The organism is bacterium 336/3 (assembly GCA_001281695.1).
GTDB lineage: Bacteria > Bacteroidota > Bacteroidia > Cytophagales > Thermonemataceae > Raineya.
Window position 1 is genome coordinate 1648468 of sequence record LJIE01000001.1, and the last position, 18602, is coordinate 1667069.

Here is an 18602-nt window from a genome sequence, read left to right on the forward strand (position 1 = left end):
TTTCTTGATAAGAAAAACATTTTATTTGAACCTCTTGTTTTAATTTTAAAGTTTTTTTAATGCGAATTATTTATCTTGGAACGCCTGAGTTTGCTGTACCTTCTCTACAAATACTTGTAGAAAATGGTTATGAGGTGGTGGCTGTGGTTACTGCCCCTGATAAACCTGCAGGTAGAGGAAATCAAATACAAATGTCAGATGTAAAAAAATATGCATTAAGTCAAAATTTAAACATATTACAACCCGAAAAACTAAAAGATTCTGAATTTTTAGAAACACTAAAAGCTTTAAAAGCTGATTTACAGATAGTAGTGGCATTTAGAATGTTACCTGAAGTAGTTTGGAGTATGCCATCTTTGGGAACGTTTAATTTACATGCTTCATTGCTACCTAAATACAGAGGTGCAGCCCCTATCAACTGGGCGATTATCAATGGAGAAAAAGAAACTGGGGCTACAACATTCTTTCTACAACACGAAATAGATACAGGAAATATTATCTTTCAAGATAAAGAACCTATCAATCAAACTGACACAGTAGGAACATTATACGAACGCTTGATGTATAAAGGAGCAAAATTAGTACTGAAAACAGTACAAGCTATCGAAAAAGGAGAAGTACAGACAAGTCCACAAATTGGAGAAATTACACATGCTCCTAAAATTTTTAGAGAAACTTGCCAAATAGATTGGAACAAAGAACACTCTGAAATTTATGATTTTATAAGAGGGCTTGCACCATACCCTGCAGCTTGGACAAATCTGCAAGGAAAAAATTGTAAAATTTACGAAATTAGTACTGAAAAAAGTGATATTTCCTCACAAGGCCAAATTGGAGATGTATATGCTGATGGTAAAAAATTAGCTTTTTTTTCAAAAAGTGGTTGGATTGAGATAAATGACTTGCAATTGGAAGGAAAAAAGCGTATGTTAGTTTCTGAGTTCTTAAAAGGTTTTCGCCTATGACATCATTAGTAGTAGCCGTTGCTGAAAATAATATTATTGGAATACAAGGTAAGTTGCCTTGGCGTTTATCAGATGATTTAAAGTTTTTTAAGCACCTTACAGAAAATCATGTACTGATTATGGGTAGAAAAACTTTCGAATCTCTGCCAAAAAAATTGCCTAACAGAGTACACATTATTGTCACACGTAATAGAAAGTATAATTTGGATGATGATGATTGTTTTGTTGTTAGTTGTTTGGATGAAGCATTAGATTTCTCTAAAACCTTTTTTGGAAAACAGGCTTTTGTAATAGGAGGAGGAGAGATATATCAGCAAGCCTTGGAAAAGAAAATTGTAGATAAAATATATATGACCAGAGTAAAAGCTAAGCCAGAAGGAGACACATTTTTTATGAATACAAACTGGGATAATTGGCAAGAAAAAAGCCGAACATCATTTTTTAAAGGAGAAAAAAACGAGTTCGACTTTGATATTGTTGAGCTTATTAAAAAATAAGAATTCTTTTATTTAGGAGCTATAATCCTAAATTCTACACGCCTATTGCGAACTCTACCAGCCTCTGTCTCGTTGTTTGCAATAGGTTTTTTATCATACCAACCTCTTACTACAAGACGTTTTTTGTCTATTCCTTTACGTATAAGATAATTGTAAACAATTACGGCTCTTGCTTTGGAAGTGAATAAGTTTTCTTTACCCAAATTGCAGGTATGTCCTGAAATTTCAATCATTGTTTCAGGTTTAGCAATGAGAGTAGAGGCTATTTTATCCAAGAATGCCTTTGTTCCTTCATCAAGCAAATAACTACTATAACTGAATAAAACAGAACGTTTGAACAAGTCGAATTCTTCTCCAGTTAGAGTATAATTCAATGTAGAGTCTTCTGGAATACAAACTGAAACGTCTAAAATATCAGAAGGTGTAATGATGCTATCTTTTTTAACTGGAATAGTTTCTTTTTTACGTTTTTTGCCAATATATTTTCTATAACCAATACCTATTTCAGCAGAACCATTGGCTGTTCCTAAATTTTGAGGGCGTGTGGAACTAAAATCATAACTAAAATTGAAAAAATAATCTTTATGATAGAGCTCAACACCTGCTAAAAAAGCATTTTGTAAACTATACCAACCATTGAAAGCAATAAAACTTCTTTGATTTTCAGGATTTAGATAATAGCGAAAAGCTGAACCAACATTGGTTTGACGTATACTACCTTGTTGAACATGTCTTATATTTGGGAAAATAGAAATCTGTTGATTGTTAAATACTTGAGCTCCTGCAATAAAAACCAATGCAATGGGTATTTTATTGCTAATATCTGTAAAAGCATCATTAGGCTGATTGAGTTGTTTACCTGAAATACCTAAATAAGCTTTTTGTATTCCGTTGGTGTCAAGCATTTGCCACATTATACCAATATCTACCATTGGAAGATTGACATTTGTATTCAAAGTGTTGAGATTATTAGGCAGAGTAGCATCAAAGGTTCTACGAATATCGTTCCACTGACTACCTGTATTGAGCTTGTCTAAGAATATATTTCTACTATAAAATCCTCCTTGAGCTCCTAACGTGATTTTTTGATACTTGGGTAAATCAAAATTATAAGCAAAAGCCACAGAGCCTCCAGTTGTACGCATCAGACCACCAATACCTGCATTATCACTTAAAATTTGCAAACCAATACCAGCCCAATGTTTGTTATCTTTTTTTCGGATAAGGGGATAAAATCCATATAGTAAAGGTGTAGTGAAGGCTTGCCCACCCCCAACAGCCTGATTCTTATAGAAAAACCCACCTTTAATAGAAGTTTCTGTGCCTACCATTGCAGGATTGGTAAGTAGAGGTGTTTGATGAAATTGAGAAAAATATAAATTTTGAGCCTTTATTTCCAATAAACATCCTAAAATAAAGCAAAATGATATAATAGTTTTAATGTACATAGCTTTTGTGTTTATCTAACAAGTAATACAGTTCCTGATTTTTTTCCTTTGTAACTAAGTTCATTACCAGTAAGGTATTTTCCTTTCAGTTCCCAAGTGAATATGCCTGTTGGTAAATCTTTACCATTAAAAGTACCATTCCAACCTGTTGTGGTAGCCTCAGCTACATTGCTGGTTTCATAAACTACTTGCCCCAATTTATCGAAGATTCTTAAAGTAATTTCTCCAATTCCATTACCAAAAACTTTAAAACTTTGATTTTTAGGATCTGAGTTTTGAGGTGTGAAGGCATTAGGCACAAATAATTCACTACCAAATACTTCTATTGTAATTTGAGAAGTATTTGTACAGCCCCTGTTATCTGTGGCTGTTACAGTATAGGTTGTCGTTTGATTAGGATTAGCAGTTGGATTCAAACTGTTTGCATCAGAAAGCCCTTCAGCAGGTGACCAAACAGCACTTACAAGTGTTTGAGAACCTGTAACACTCAAATTGGTACTTTCTCCCTCATTGATGCCTATAATATTTGCATTAACGTTAAGTGTTAGATTTGGGATATTGGTTCCTACAGTAAAACTTGTAACAACTGACTGACAGTTGAAAAAATCACGAACAGTAACACTATAAGACCCTGCTGTAAGATTTGCTATATCTTCAACGGTTGCACCATTTGACCATGTAAAAATATAAGGAGCTTGCCCACCTGTAATACTGATATTGACTGCTCCACTATTAGCAGGATTACAAGTAGTTACATCTGTTATAACTCCAGTAACTGTAATTGTAGTGGGGGTAAGTTGTACCAAAGCTTGTACTGGTACACGAGCACTTTCACAGGAACCATTTACAGCTGATACAAAATAAGTAGTAGATGCTACTACTAGACTAGGTGTGGTATAAGTGTTGTTTGTTTCTCCAGCAATAAGAGTTGTTCCATCAGGCTCATACCAACGATAATTACCATTTGTTCCTCCAGATGCAGTTAGTACCACACTACCTGCACCACAACGGGTTCCATTGGTAGTAGTTGGGGCAGTAGGTGTTTGTACAACTGTGAGAGTAAATGTGTTACTACTTGTACAACTGCCATTTGCGAGTGTATAAGTAATTGTATAAGCTCCTGATGTGCTACCTGCCAAATTAATAACTCCAGTTGAGGCATTGATGGAAAGTCCAACAGGTAAAGCAGAAAAAGTCCCTCCAGCCTGTGAAACAGTGGGACTCGGATTAGTGTCTGTGGTACAATAACTTGGTTGTGAGTAGCTGATTGTTGGTGTTGCAGGAGTTGTGACAATACTAACATTAAAAGTTCCACTATTAGAACCACAACCATTCGTAAGTGTATAAGTAACGGTGTAAGAATTAGCGGTGCTACTTGCTAAATTAATAACTCCAGAAGAAGCATTGATACTTAACCCAGCAGGTGAGGCAGAAAAAGTTCCCCCAGCCTGTGAAACTGTAGGGCTTGGGTTAGTACCAGTAGTACAATAACTTGTTTGCGGATAGCTCACAGTTGGTGTTGTAGGTAACGGATTGATTGTAACAGAGAAATTCTGAGTGGTACTACACCCTCCTGAAGTAATTGTATAACTAACACTGTAAGTTCCTGCCGTACTGCTTGCTAAATTAATCAACCCACTCACAGCATTGATTGAGAGTCCAGCCGTAGAAGCAAAAGAGCCACCAGTTGGGTTTACAGTAGGGCTTGGGTTAGGGTCATTTTGACAAAAAGTATTGCTTGGATAAGTAAATGTTGTAATGGTTGGGTTGGGGTTGATAGTTACACTGCTTGTAACTTGTCTTGAACAACTTCCCAAAGTTACAGTGTAAGTAACTGTATATGTACCAGTTGCAGAGGTGCTGGGTTTTATAACTCCAGTTGATTTATTTAAGCTTAATCCAGCAGGTAAGGCAGAAAAAGTCCCTCCAGCAGGAGTAAAAGTTGGTGTAGTTGGGCTATCATTCACACAATAAGCTGTTTGAGAATAAGATAGTGTAGGAACAGCAGGAGCAGGATTGATTGTAACAGAGAAATTCTGAGTGGTACTACACCCTCCTGAAGTAATTGTATAACTAACACTGTAAGTTCCTGCCGTACTGCTTGCTAAATTAATCAACCCACTCACAGCATTGATAGAAAGTCCAGCAGTAGAGGCAAAAGAGCCACCAGTTGGGTTTACGGTAGGGCTTGGGTTAGGGTCATTTTGGCAAAAAGTATTACTTGGATAAGTAAATGTTGTGATAACTGGGTTGGGGTTGATGGTAACATTGGTTGTAACTTGTCTTGAACAACCCCCTAAAGTTACAGTGTAAGTAACTGTATATGTACCAGTTGCAGATGTGCTAGGTGTGATAACCCCAGTTGATGTATTTAAGCTTAATCCAGCAGGCAAGGCAGAAAAAGTCCCTCCAGCAGGAGTAAAAGTAGGTGTAGTTGGGCTATCATTCACACAATAAGCTGTTTGAGAATAAGATAGTGTAGGAACAGCAGGAGCAGGATTGATTGTAACAGAGAAGTTTTGAGTGGTATTACACCCTCCTGAAGTAATAGTATAACTAACACTATAAGTTCCTGCCGTACTGCTTGCTAAGTTAATTAGTCCACTCACAGCATTGATTGAGAGTCCAGCCGTAGAGGCAAAAGAGCCACCAGTTGGGTTTACAGTAGGGCTTGGGTTAGGGTCATTTTGACAAAAAGTATTACTTGGATAAGTAAATGTTGTAATGGTTGGGTTGGGATTGATGGTAACATTAGTTGTCACTTGTCTTGAACAACTTCCCAAAGTTACAGTGTAAGTAACTGTATATGTACCAGTTGCAGAGGTGCTGGGTGTGATAACTCCAGTTGATGTATTTAAGCTTAATCCAGCAGGTAAGGCAGAAAAAGTCCCTCCAGCAGGAGTGAAAGTAGGTGTAGTTGGGCTATCATTCACACAATAAGCTGTTTGAGAATAAGATAGTGTAGGAACAGCAGGAGCAGGATTGATTGTAACAGAGAAGTTTTGAGTGGTATTACACCCTCCTGAAGTAATAGTATAACTAACACTATAAGTTCCTGCCGTACTGCTTGCTAAGTTAATTAGTCCACTCACAGCATTGATTGAGAGTCCAGCCGTAGAGGCAAAAGAGCCACCAGTTGGGTTTACAGTAGGGCTTGGGTTAGGGTCATTTTGACAAAAAGTATTACTTGGATAAGTAAATGTTGTAATGGTTGGGTTGGGATTGATGGTAACATTAGTTGTCACTTGTCTTGAACAACTTCCCAAAGTTACAGTGTAAGTAACTGTATATGTACCAGTTGCAGAGGTGCTGGGTGTGATAACTCCAGTTGATGTATTTAAGCTTAATCCAGCAGGTAAGGCAGAAAAAGTCCCTCCAGCAGGAGTGAAAGTAGGTGTAGTTGGGCTATCATTCACACAATAAGCTGTTTGAGAATAAGATAGTGTAGGAACAGCAGGAGCAGGATTGATTGTAACAGAAAAATTTTGAGTAGTACTACATCCCAAGTTTGTAACAGTATAATTGACATTATAAGTTCCTGTTATACTTGTAGTTAAGTCAATAACACCACTCACAGCATTGATAGAAAGTCCAGCAGTAGAGGCAAAAGAGCCACCAGCTGGGTTTACGGTAGGGCTTGGATTAGGGTCGTTTTGACAAAAAGTATTGCTTGGGTAAGTAAATGTTGTAATAGTTGGGTTGGGGTTTAAGGTAAAACTAGTATTGATAGTTTTAGTACAAAGCCCTGAACCAACAGAATAAGTGATGGTGTATGTACCTACTGTACTAGCTACAATATCAACTACTCCAGTTGAAGTATTGATAGAAAGCCCAGCAGGTAAGGCAGAGAAAGTCCCTCCAGCAGGAGTGAATGTAGGACTTGGGTTTGTATCTGATTTACAATAACTTGCTTGTGGATAGCTAAGTGTGGGGTTAGCAGGTTCTGCAATTACAGTTAAGTTGAAATTAGCTGTTTTATTACCACACAAATTACCAATAGTATAAGTAATTGTATAAGAACCACCTGAACTGGCAGATAAATCAATTACCCCAGTAGTTGCATTGATAGAAAGTCCAGCAGGTGAGGCAGAAAAAGTCCCTCCAGCAGGAGTAAAAGTTGGTGTTGGGTCTGTTTCTAATTGACAATAACTTGCTTGAGGATAACTAAGCGTAGGATTAGCCACAGGCTGAAATAAATTAATATCAAATGTCTCACTATCAATACAACCTGCTTGATTTACAGTATAAGTAATTGTATATGTACCTTGTGGTGTAAAAGAATTAAAACTAAGTAAACCTGTAGTTGTATTGATAGAAAGTCCAGTAGCAGCAGGACTAATCGAAAAAGTCCCACCTGGAGGTCCAAAACTGCTGGGTTGCCTTTGAGAAGGTGGAGGCAAAGGGGTCATACAAAGTTGCGTATTTGGATAGTTTATTGTGGCAATAGGCACATCCACAATAAACATAGAAGCATTTGCAGAACTTAATCCAACAGTGTATGTAACAATATAAGGGCCTCCAATCACAGATGTAGTTAAATCTATTTCCCCTGTGACAGGATTAACTACTAAGTTGGCTGAATTGCTTGAAAAAGTTCCGCCTACTGGAGTCGCTGTAATAGGTAGAGGGTTGGAGGGTGAGAACTTACAGAACTCGGTTGCTCCATAATCAAGAATCTGCCCTTTTGCACTCCAAGAAATAAATAAAATTAAGATAGAAAAGTAGTGTAACAATAATCTCATAACCTTAAACAGATTTTTAAGTATATGCGTCTAAGATATAAAAAAGTAAGTAGGTTTACAATTTCTCTTTATGAAAAAAAACTAAACTAAATGTAAGATTTTGAAAAGATTAGCAAGAAAAAAAAGGTTAATTTTCTATTTGTCGCCTCCAATTCCTTTTTTCAATAGTTCTTACACTTTGCTCATCTTTTAAATAAAGTAAGTATTTTGAAAGAATTGTCAATTCTTTATCATCTTTTTCACCTTTAAACTCTTTGGAATAAATAGCATTTCCATAATTATTTGCAACCTTAGCAGGAGTATCATCTACAATCAGCACTCTTTTCAAATCATAACCTTTTCTTTTTACTTTAAAGAGTTTTTTAGCATATTCATAATGGCTTGTTACATCCAAATTATAATAACCATACTCATCAATTTGAGGCGAAATGATAGGCGTACAACGGCTTCTACCCCAGACAAAAGCTAAAGGAATATGATGAGGGATGATGTTTTTTACTATTTCGATAACATAATCGTCTGAAGCTGAAGACCAAATAGCTAACTGAAAATTCTCTGAACAGGTTTTTATAAATTCATCTAAGAAAGGACGTTTATAAACATAATAGTGAAAAACTTTAAAATCATAATTGTCATGTATCAATACTTTGGAAGCATGTATAAGCGTTTCATCTAAATCTAAAATAAGAAGTATTTTATTCATAAAGGTAAATAATAAAAAAAGCTACTATTGGTGTATAGTAGCTTTTTGGTATGAAAGAATTATGTTTTTACTCATTTTTACCAAATCCCAAACCTACACTTGCTGAAGGATATTTGCTTGCTGTGCCTACAATATGGAAAGAGAACCATCCAAGTTTTAATTTAAAGCCTAAAGCTAAACCTACTCTGCTACCTGTAAAATCTTGACTAATAGGATCTTTCATAACAACAGAGTTTGGAGAGTCACCTACTAAATATGTCCCTTTCAAATCCATACGAGTTTTGGAATTGTCATAACGTATGCCACCCATCAGAGTAAGTATAGGTAGTCTTTTTGATGCTAGAATTCCAAATGAAGTAGTAGTATTATTAAATACCCATTGTTGATCTCTAGGGTTAGTTGCTAAATTTGTAATTTCAATATCGTATTCAGCAATAGCTTTGTTGTAGTTAGCTACTAACGATAAACTAAAATTTGATAAAGCAATGGATGGTATCCATTGTTTTAAATCATGTTTAAAACCAAATCCAAAAGAAGTGAAGGTAACAGCTCTGTCATCAAATTGGATAGGAAAATAAAACACTCGAGCATTTAGCTCAGTATTTCGGATAAAACCAACATTAAATTGTACCGTTGGAAAAGGAAAAACAGGTAAACCACTGCCATTTAACAAACGAACAGTATCAGGTGTATTACCAGCACCTCCTGTTAATCTATTAATTAGTTTTGTACCACCATTACTAGCTCCTAAAACAGTAGCCGAATTGCCTGTTTCTCCTGCAGGAATGATACCATTTTGTAAATTGAGACTACGAATATCGAAACTTTCCTGATCTTGAGGAATGAGAGTTGCATTTCCAATAAATTGGATGCCTACATTACCTGGTTTTAAAGGTCTTGCAGAGTGATGCCAACCTTCAGCTTGGGTAAGTCCTCCAATAATAGCAGCGGGTTCTGCATAAGCTTTGAAAAGTTTTGTTGCATCAGATTTTCCCAATAATAAAGTGTTTTGTAACCTTTCTTGTGCATGAGCATAAGAAACAAAAAAGATGAAGCACAAAAGATATAGTTTTTTCATAGGTGTAAGCGTTTGAGAAGTATCAGTTCAGTGATTCAATTTAATAAAATGTAATGAGAAAAACAATCTTTTAAAATTTAACCTTTGTAATTTTCAATAGCTTTTCTCACATTTCCATATTGGTTTAGAAGTTCTTTGGCTTGTGATTCTGAAATATGAAGCTCTTGGATAATCATTCTTATACCACGTTCAATGAGCTTATGATTAGCCAGTTGCATATCTACCATTTTATTACCTTTAATCCTGCCGAGTTGTATCATGGTAACCGTAGAAATCATGTTGAGTACGAGTTTTTGAGCCGTCCCAGCTTTCATGCGTGTACTGCCTGTTACAAACTCTGCTCCTACAATTACTTCTATGGGAACATTGGCATGTTTAGCCACTTCCGAATCGGGATTGCAAGTAATGCTCCCTGTAAAAACACCTTTTTCCTGAGCTTTTTGTAAACCTCCTATTACATAAGGTGTTCTACCAGAGGCTGCTATACCCACCAAAACATCCAATTCATTGATATTATAGGCTTCTAAATCTTTCCAAGCTTGCTCTCTGTCATCTTCAGCAAATTCTACGGCTTTTCGGATAGCCGAATCCCCTCCAGCTATCAGCCCAATGACCCAATCGTGAGGGACACCAAAAGTAGGAGGGCATTCAGAGGCATCTAAAATGCCCAATCTGCCACTTGTACCAGCTCCAATATAAAACAATCGTCCTCCCATACGCATGCGAGGAACGATTTCAGAAACCAATTTTTCAATAGCAGGAATGGCTTTTTCTACAGCCAAAGGAACAGTTTTATCTTCATTATTGATGCCCTCTAAAAGTTCTTGAATTGATTTTTGTTCTAGATTCTCATATTTAGAAGAGGATTCTGTATAATTCATAAAAAGCTATGAGTTTGATGCTGCCAATTTACTCTTTTTATAACCATAATTGAAGTAAATCACAAGACCTACAGCAAGCCAAATCAAGAAACCAATCCAATTATGAATGCCTATCTCAGACATCAAATAAAAATTAACTAGTAAGCCTAATACAGGAATAAGAGAAAGATTTCTCTTAAACGAAAGCCATGTCATTATTAAACATACAAAGAAAAATACCCAAAGTGGTAAACGTTGAAAGAATAACTGAACTCCGCTTTTTTCTTTTTCTTCTTTCAAATGTGATTCTGCATTACTTATAACCACTTGTTGTTCATCTTTCTTTTCTGCTGTAACTGATTTTGCTTTTTGTTCTTCTAATTTTTTAGAAAGTGAAATAACTGTATTTGTATTGCTAAACGTAAAGAAATCTTCAAGAGCTTTACCATTGTATTTTACAGATGCTACAACACCAATTACAAGAATAATAGGCATAACCCATTTAGCATTGTAATAAGGTACTTTGAAACGAGAATTGGCAATTTGTTCTTTGCCTTTTTCTGTATTTTGTAAAATTAAAATACCTCCACAAACCAAAATAAAAGCGAAAAGTGTTCCAATACTTGTTAAATCTACTACAAAGCCAATAGTAATGAAAGGAGTAGGAATCGCTACAAGCAAACCTGCTACAATTGTTGAATATGCAGGTGTTTTGAAGCGTGGATGAATTGATGCAAAGCGTTTGGGTAAAAGTCCATCACGACTCATTGTCATCCAGATACGGGGTTGTCCTAATTGGAACACTAAAAGGACACTCGTCATAGCAAAAATAGCACTCACAGCTACAATTCCAGACAAGAAATCCATTTTAAGGAAGCTAAACATAGCAGCCAAAGGGTCATCAGTATTCAATTTCGTATAGTGCATTACACCTGTAAGCGTAAGAGTTACAAGTACGTACAAAATAGTAGAAATAACTACTGATAAAATCATGGCTTTGGGTAAATCTCGTTGTGGATTTTTACACTCTTCTGCTGTAGTAGAAACAGCATCAAAACCAATATAAGAAAAGAAAATTGCAGCAATGCCTTTTAAAACACCTTCTGTTCCATTGGGTGCAAAAGGATCCCAATTGGAAGTATTCACGTATCCAACACCTACTATAATGACAACAAATACTACAATAACTTTTACAGCAACCATAACATTACTGGCATTTTTAGATTCTTTGATGCCAATGTACGCTAAAATAGAAACAAGAGCTACACTCATAAAAGCAGGTAAATCTCCAATAATTCTTAAACTTCCAATTTGAGGAGCTTTCATCCATGCCAAATAACCTTCTTTAATATTTGGGGGTAAATCTTTTAATAAAACACCTTCAGAAAGCAATTTAGAACCTTCTTCAAATCCTAATTTTGCTTCTGTATAGTTAGTAGAAAGAAATTGTGGAAACTCAACCCCAAACCCTTGCAAAAAGCCCGTAAAATATCCTGACCACGAAATAGCCACTACAATATTACCCACAGAATACTCTAAAATTAAAGCCCAGCCAATAATCCAAGCGACTAACTCACCAAAAGTTGCATAAGAATAGGTATAAGCACTACCACTAACAGGAATAATAGAAGCAAATTGAGCATAGCACAAAGCTGAAAAAATACAGGCAATTGCTACAAATATAAATAACAACGAAACAGCAGGACCCCCATCATAAGAAGCTTTGCCTATGGTGGCAAAAATACCAGCTCCAATGATGGCAGCAATACCTAAAGAGGTTAAATCTAACAAACCCAAACTCTTACTGAGCCCTGAACTACCATGTTCTGATTCGGTGTATCCTGAGTTTACGTCTGATAAAATTTGGTCAATACTTTTTTTACGGAAGAGTTGTTTCACTTGTGTAATAGATTTTTTAACAAACAAAACAGTAGATTTTTTTGCAAAAATAAAAATTTTGTTTGCCTATTTTATTAAACTACTTTGAAGTATAAAGTTTGAATTAGGGCAAATTTTTTGATAAAATTCAATTTGTGAGCTTTCACAAACTCCAAAGAAATCCCCTTTTTTACCCTGTAAATCTAAAATAATCTGAAAATGTAGATGAGGTGACCAGTCGCCATTGATAGGAAAATCTCCAAAATCTGCAAATTTTTCACCTTTCTTAATACTTTGTCTTTCCATCTTACCCTCCAAAGATTCCAGACTTAAATGTCCATAAAGTGTATAAAACGTAAGCTCCTCAATATAATGTTCTAAAATAATGGTTGGACCATAATCTCCAAAATTATTGTTATTCTGAAAGCTATGAATTACCCCATCACAAGGAGCAAAAACTGGTGTTCCTGCCTCTGCCCAAATATCAATGCCCAAATGAATATTACGAGCTCCTGTATCAGAACCAAAATGTTCACTTCTTCGATAAATACTTCTTTTTTCTAAATATCCACCAATAGCAGCCTTTTTCTGATTAGAAGCAAGTATGTTTTTAAGCCATTTGTCGAAAGTGGCTGTATCCCAATGAGATGCTTGAGAAAGTTCTGTGTTATTGGCAGAAAGATCTAAAACAAGAGTATCAGTTTCATCTAATTTAAAAGGGGTAACAGGAGCAAAATGGGTATTATTGAACATCGGACTATTTTTTTAATGTGGAAACCTATAAGGTTTTGTAATGAGTCTACTTTTAGTTTTTGATATACAATTTTAAACCTTATAGGTTTAAAAAACACTTTTATTTGAGTATAAAGTGATATTTTGTTTAATTTGCTTTCCAAAAATCTGAATTTTGAATAAGAAATCCAAAATACTCGTTATACGTTTTTCGTCTATTGGTGACTGTATTTGGGTAACGCCTGTACTTCGTTGCCTGAAAGAACAGTTAAATTGTGAATTGCATTTTGCCACCAAAAAGGCTTATGAAGAGCTTTTTGAATGCAATCCACACGTTGATAAATTACAACTTTTAGATGAAAAAGGCTTGAACAATCTGATTTCAAGACTTAAAACAGAAAATTACGATTACATCATTGATTTACACAAAAACTTAAGGACTTTGTGGCTCAAGATGCGTTTATGGGGAGTGAAAAGTTATTCATATCCCAAACTCACCTTCCAAAAATGGCAGTATGTAAGCCTTAGAAAAAAAGATGCTTTGCCTCAAAATCATGTAGCTGATAGATACTTACAAACTGTTGAACCTTTGGGGGTAAAACCTGATAACAAAGGTTTGGAACTTATTATTCCTGAAAGAAATATTGTTCAAAAAGATTATTTTCCTGTATCGCATCAAAATGGATTTGTGGCTTTTGTGATAGGGGCAAGCTATTATACTAAAAGATTACCACTTGAGAAATTGATAGAATTTTGTGAAAATATACAAAAGCCTGTGGTGTTGGTGGGTGGTAAAGAGGACAAAGAAATAGCAAATGAAATAGAAATTTATTTTGCAGAAAAACGCCCTGATTTTATTTTAAACTTGTGTGGAAAGCTCAATATTGGGCAATCTGCTTCTGTGGTGAGCCAAGCAGAATATCTATACGGACACGATACAGGCTTGATGCACATTGCAGCCTGTTTTCAGAAGAAAATATATGCCATTTTTGGAGGCACAACACCTGAACTGGGTTTGTATCCATACCAAACTCCCCACAAAATTATTGAAAACAAAGATTTAGATTGCCGACCCTGCTCCAGATTAGGCAAAAAAACTTGTCCCAAAGGTCATTTTAATTGTATGATGACTTTGAGTAATGAGAAAATTGAAAAAAATAATGAGAGTTGAATAGTTATCAGTTTATAATCAAAACCATTATCTCAAATGAAATTTATCAATGTAGATATAACCAAATATAGTAAGATTTCTCATGATATTTTATATAGTGAGGATGATACTATCATGTATGCAAAGTTTTCAGGTAATTATGGGATTGGTAGTCTTGGTAATGCAGATGGAACATATATATTTTCAACCTTAGCCTCATATTATTTTGCTTATGAAACGATAACTATTATACTTGATTTAACAGATTTGGAATATTCTTGGGGAAACACCATTCTTAAATCATTAAACTTTTTTGAGGAAATAGGTCGAGATGAATTTGAAAAAGAACAATTGATGATTATAGTATGCTCTCAAAATAATCAGGAAGCAATAGGAAATTTATTAAAATTTTCTTCAAGAGGACATAGATTTTTGTGTTTGGATAAAAATGTTGCAATAGAAACAGCTTTAAAATATGTTAAGGATTATTTAGATGAGTAAATGCTATAAAAAAATAATATCTCCATACTATTTTACATTAATCTGCGTTGCAACAGCAAACAACATAAACCAATTAAAATAGTATGCTACAAAAAAATGTACTCCTCATAGCTCTGATGTTGAGCTTTTATGGGTTGTTTGGGCAATCAGAATACAAAAGCTTTTCCCAGCTAACAGCCTCTCTCAAACAACTGAATAGCAAATATGGCAATCTTGCCGAACTTAAAAGTATTGGTAAAAGTGTACAGGGTAAAGAAATTTGGCTCTTGACACTCTCAAAAGGCGGTAAAGCCTCTGAAAAACCTGCCATACTGATTGCCTCTGGGCTTGATGCCTACCACTTGGCAGGCGTTGAAAGTAGCGTTCAGATTGCTGAAAAGTTTCTTCAAAATGCTTCAAAAGATAGCATTAACAAAGTTTTGGAGACTAAGACTATTTACGTTATACCTTGTGTAAATCCTGATGCTTATGAGCAGGCATTTTCCAAAATTAAGTATGAAAGAAATGTAAATGGCTCTAATGCAGATAATGACAGAGATGGAAGATTCAATGAAGATGGTGTTGAAGATCTGAACAGTGATGGACTTATTACCATGCTTCGTATAGAAGACCCTACAGGAACGTTTAAAACACACAAAGATGATGCTCGTGTTCTTGTAAAAGCCGATGCCACCAAAGGAGAAACAGGAAAGTATATCGTTATTTCGGAAGGAACTGATAATGATAAAGATGGGAAATTTAATGAAGATGGAGAAGGTGGAATTGTCATGAATAAAAATTTTACACATGGTTATCCATTTTTTACAGATGGAGCAGGCGAATTTGCAGTTTCTGAGCCAGAAAACAGGGCATTGTTAGATTTTATGTATGATGCAAAAAATATTTATGCTGTTTTCCAGTTTGGAGCAGCCAATAACCTAACGGAACCCAATAAATTTGATAGGGTAAAAGCTACTCAAAAAATAGTATCAGGCTGGCAAGAAAAGGACGCTACCATCAACGACCAAGTTTCTAAACTTTATGGAAAAGCTGGCATCAAAGATTTGCCTAGTTTGCCTACAGGTGGTGGAAATTTCTCGAATTGGGCATATTATCATTATGGAAGACTGAGTTTTGCTACACCTGTTTGGTCTATTCCCAAAGATACAGCCAAAAAAGCTCAAACAGATAATGAAGATGTTCGTTTTTTACGTTGGGCAGAAGCCAATAAAATTCCGAATGTGTTTGTGGACTGGAAGACCATCCAACACCCCGATTTCTCTGATAAAAAAGTAGAAGTAGGTGGAATGACACCTTTTGTGAAACTAAATCCTCCTACACAATTTCTACAAAGTACTATTCAGAAACATAGTCAGTTTTTCTTGGATTTTGCATTCCTGATGCCTTCTGTTCAGATTGCCAACGTACGTACAGAAGCTGTTTCGGGTGGACTGACACGCATCACAGTAGATATTCATAACAAAGGTTCACTGCCTACACACAGCGAAATGGGCGAACGTACACGCCATGTAGATAAACTCAAAATTGAACTTGTTCATAGCAAAAGCCAAACCATTGTTGCAGGAAAGAGAATGGAAGTAGTCAGAAGGGCAATGGCTGGTGGCGAAAAAATGGAAGTTTCTTGGCTGGTGGCAGGCTCAGGAAGTGTACAGGTACAAGTAAGTGCAGGTACAATTGGTAAAGAGTCTGTGAATGTTAGTTTAAAGTAATGAATGTTTCTTATTTACATCAAAACCTTATAGGTTTATAAAGTATAAAATAATTCTAATAACAGTTTTCAATTATTTAAAATTCAAACCTATAAGGTTTCTGTTAAGGGTTTATTTAGTATTTACATCAATCAAAGAATTTTATGAACAAATATATATTGATTTTATTTTTTCTGATTTCTTTGGCAACTTTTGCCCAGAAGAAAGACGAATTGGGTTTAAGAGCCATCGGAACGCCACACAACCCCAAAGTGCAAGTGGCTTGGAACAGATATTATGCCTATGATGAAGTAGCAGAAATCTGTAAAAAAATACAAAAAGCTTATCCAAATCTGGTTACCTTAGAAAGTATCGGAAAGTCTTTCAAAGGAAAGGATATGTGGATAATGACTATTACAGACTCAAAAGGAGGAAAAGCTGAAAACAAACCCGCTTTTTACATTGATGGAAATATCCATTCCAATGAAATACAAGGTACAGAAATAGCACTTTATACAGCTTGGTACCTGACTGAAAATCATCAGAGTGTAAAATTTATCCAAGAACTTCTACAAGAAAAAACATTTTATATCATTCCATCCATCAACCCTGATGCAAGAGATGAGTTTTTGAAAAACCTTAACAATGCCAATACACCTCGTTCGGGTGTTGTTCCTGTGGATGATGATGGAGATGGAATCTTGGATGAAGACGATTTTGATGATTTGAATGGAGATGGCGAAGTAACCCTGATGCGTAGAAAAACCAAAACAGGAAGATACATTCCACATCCCGAAGATCCCAGACAACTGATTTTGGCAAAGCCGGGTGAAGAAGGAATGTACGAATTGCTTGGTTATGAAGGACTTGATAATGATAATGATGGCTTTGTAAACGAAGATAGAAAAGGTTATTACGACCCTAATCGTGATTGGGGCTGGAACTGGCAACCAGACTACATTCAGTCAGGGGCAAATAAATATCCATTTTCTCTGCCCGAATCAAGAAGTGTAATGGAATTTGTGATGAAACACCCCAATATTGCAGGTTCACAACATTATCATAATTATAGCGGAATGTTTTTGAGAGGACCAGGTGCAGAGGAAGACCAATTTACTTACGCTCCTTCTGATATTGCCGTTTATGATGTACTAGGCAAAACAGGCGAAAAAATGATACCAGGGTATAAATATTTAGTTTCTTATAAAGATTTGTATACTACTTATGGTGGAGCTTCTGAATGGATGCATGCAGGAAGAGGCGTAACAGCTTTTGTAAACGAATTGATGACATCTTATCTGCTTTTTGATAAAAATCCAGATGCAGGAATAGGCAGATTTGAAAACAATGAGTTTTATGAATTTGATAAATTACTACTTTTTGGGGATGCTTTTATTGAATGGAAACCTTTCAAACACCCTAATTATGGTGATATAGAAATTGGAGGCTTTAAGAAAAACTATGTACGCAATCACCCAGGGTTTTTATTGGAGCAAGATGCTCACAGAAATATGGCTTTTACGCTGTTTCATGCATACAGTACACCCAAATTGGAGGTAGTAGAAGTAAAAAGTAAGTCTTTGGGTAATGGATTTACTCAAATTACGGCAACAGTTGCCAATACACGCCTTATACCCACACATTTGAGCCACGACATCAAAAATAAAATCAATCCGCCTAATTATATTACACTCAAAGGAGAAAATGTAGTGGCAGGTTTATTGATGGAAAATGCAGATTTTAATATTGGTAAAGAACAAAAAGGAAATCCGCCAGCAACTGTAGAAGTTACCAATATTGCAGGAATGGGTAATGTGAAAGTTCGTTGGATTGTAAAAGGCTCACCTAAAAATTATAACATTGAATTAAAAAGTGCCAAAGGTGGATTCAATACCCACACAGGTACTATACAACCTGAATAATAAACGAAAAGGAGGTTTGAAAAACCTCCTTTTTTACTTTTCTGAAATAAAATATACTTCTTGAATTTTGCCTAAAGCTATTTTATAAATAGCCACAGCATGTATAAGAGGCGTTCCTTTTTTAATAAAAACCTTTTCTTCATCAATCACAGTATTTCCGACTACCACTCTGCTTTTGAGGGTACAATTCAGTTCAGGAAAGCTCTTAAACATCTCTGCATACGACTTTCGCATGGTTTCTTTTCCTTTGTACATCAGTTTGTTAGGAAACTCATAAACTTTCACGCTATCACTATAAGGCTCTAAAAAAGCTTCGATATTGCGTTGATTATAGGCTTTGAGTTGTTGCTGGGCAAGGTCTGTAGGGGAGTTTTTTTGAGCCAAAAGGCTGAATGAGCCTAACATGGAGCAGAGTAAAAAGAGTTTTTTCATAAAAGG

General features: G+C 35.6%; 12 protein-coding genes and 2 pseudogenes. 6 read left to right on the plus strand and 8 right to left on the minus strand.

Annotated features, from left to right (window positions below; genetic code table 11):
- The first annotated feature begins 59 nt into the window (after positions 1-59).
- Both AD998_07870 and AD998_07875 read left to right on the plus strand, forming a co-directional pair.
- Entirely contained in the window at positions 60-965 is a 906-nt protein-coding gene (locus tag AD998_07870; GenBank protein ID KOY86074.1) for a methionyl-tRNA formyltransferase, read from the plus strand.
- Positions 962-1462, plus strand: coding sequence for a hypothetical protein (locus tag AD998_07875; GenBank protein ID KOY86075.1), 501 nt, complete (start codon positions 962-964; stop codon positions 1460-1462). Before AD998_07870 ends, AD998_07875 begins: the two co-directional genes overlap by 4 nt.
- Before the next feature lie 8 nt (positions 1463-1470).
- Here AD998_07875 and AD998_07880 read toward each other — a convergent pair.
- The 7 genes and pseudogenes from AD998_07880 to AD998_07910 form a co-directional block, all read right to left on the minus strand.
- Positions 1471-1791: pseudogene (locus AD998_07880) on the minus strand (hypothetical protein).
- Between the two features lie 1130 nt (positions 1792-2921).
- Complete coding sequence (locus AD998_07885; GenBank protein KOY86076.1) at positions 2922-7652, minus strand: hypothetical protein; 4731 nt, start codon at positions 7650-7652, stop codon at positions 2922-2924.
- A gap of 127 nt (positions 7653-7779) precedes the next feature.
- Positions 7780-8355: a phosphoprotein phosphatase gene (locus AD998_07890; protein ID KOY86077.1), complete on the minus strand. Its 576-nt coding sequence runs from the start codon at positions 8353-8355 to the stop codon at positions 7780-7782.
- A gap of 67 nt (positions 8356-8422) precedes the next feature.
- Positions 8423-9433, minus strand: a complete 1011-nt coding sequence (locus tag AD998_07895; GenBank protein KOY86078.1) for a hypothetical protein — start codon at positions 9431-9433, stop codon at positions 8423-8425.
- A 77-nt stretch (positions 9434-9510) separates the two neighbouring features.
- Entirely contained in the window at positions 9511-10314 is an 804-nt protein-coding gene (locus tag AD998_07900) for an N-acetylmuramic acid 6-phosphate etherase (protein ID KOY86079.1), read from the minus strand.
- 6 nt (positions 10315-10320) lie between these two features.
- Positions 10321-12192, minus strand: coding sequence for an amino acid permease (locus AD998_07905; protein KOY88111.1), 1872 nt, complete (start codon positions 12190-12192; stop codon positions 10321-10323).
- A gap of 66 nt (positions 12193-12258) precedes the next feature.
- The gene (locus AD998_07910; protein KOY86080.1) at positions 12259-12924 is read right to left on the minus strand and encodes a peptidase M23; all 666 of its coding nucleotides are present in this window, start codon (positions 12922-12924) and stop codon (positions 12259-12261) included.
- 154 nt (positions 12925-13078) lie between these two features.
- On the opposite strand from AD998_07910, the gene AD998_07915 reads away from it, so the two are divergent.
- The 4 genes and pseudogenes from AD998_07915 (at position 13079) to AD998_07930 (ending at position 18164) form a co-directional block, all read left to right on the plus strand.
- Positions 13079-14074 carry a glycosyl transferase gene (locus AD998_07915; GenBank protein ID KOY86081.1) on the plus strand — a complete coding sequence of 332 codons (996 nt, stop codon included), beginning with the start codon at positions 13079-13081 and terminating at the stop codon, positions 14072-14074.
- Between the two features lie 75 nt (positions 14075-14149).
- Positions 14150-14359, plus strand: a pseudogene (locus AD998_07920) (hypothetical protein).
- Between the two features lie 278 nt (positions 14360-14637).
- Complete coding sequence (locus AD998_07925) at positions 14638-16263, plus strand: hypothetical protein (protein KOY86082.1); 1626 nt, start codon at positions 14638-14640, stop codon at positions 16261-16263.
- Between the two features lie 143 nt (positions 16264-16406).
- Positions 16407-18164: a peptidase M14 gene (locus tag AD998_07930; GenBank protein KOY86083.1), complete on the plus strand. Its 1758-nt coding sequence runs from the start codon at positions 16407-16409 to the stop codon at positions 18162-18164.
- A gap of 33 nt (positions 18165-18197) precedes the next feature.
- Here the strand turns inward: AD998_07930 and AD998_07935 are convergent, their stop codons facing one another.
- The gene (locus tag AD998_07935; protein KOY86084.1) at positions 18198-18596 is read right to left on the minus strand and encodes a steroid delta-isomerase; all 399 of its coding nucleotides are present in this window, start codon (positions 18594-18596) and stop codon (positions 18198-18200) included.
- Positions 18597-18602: the final 6 nt, after the last annotated feature.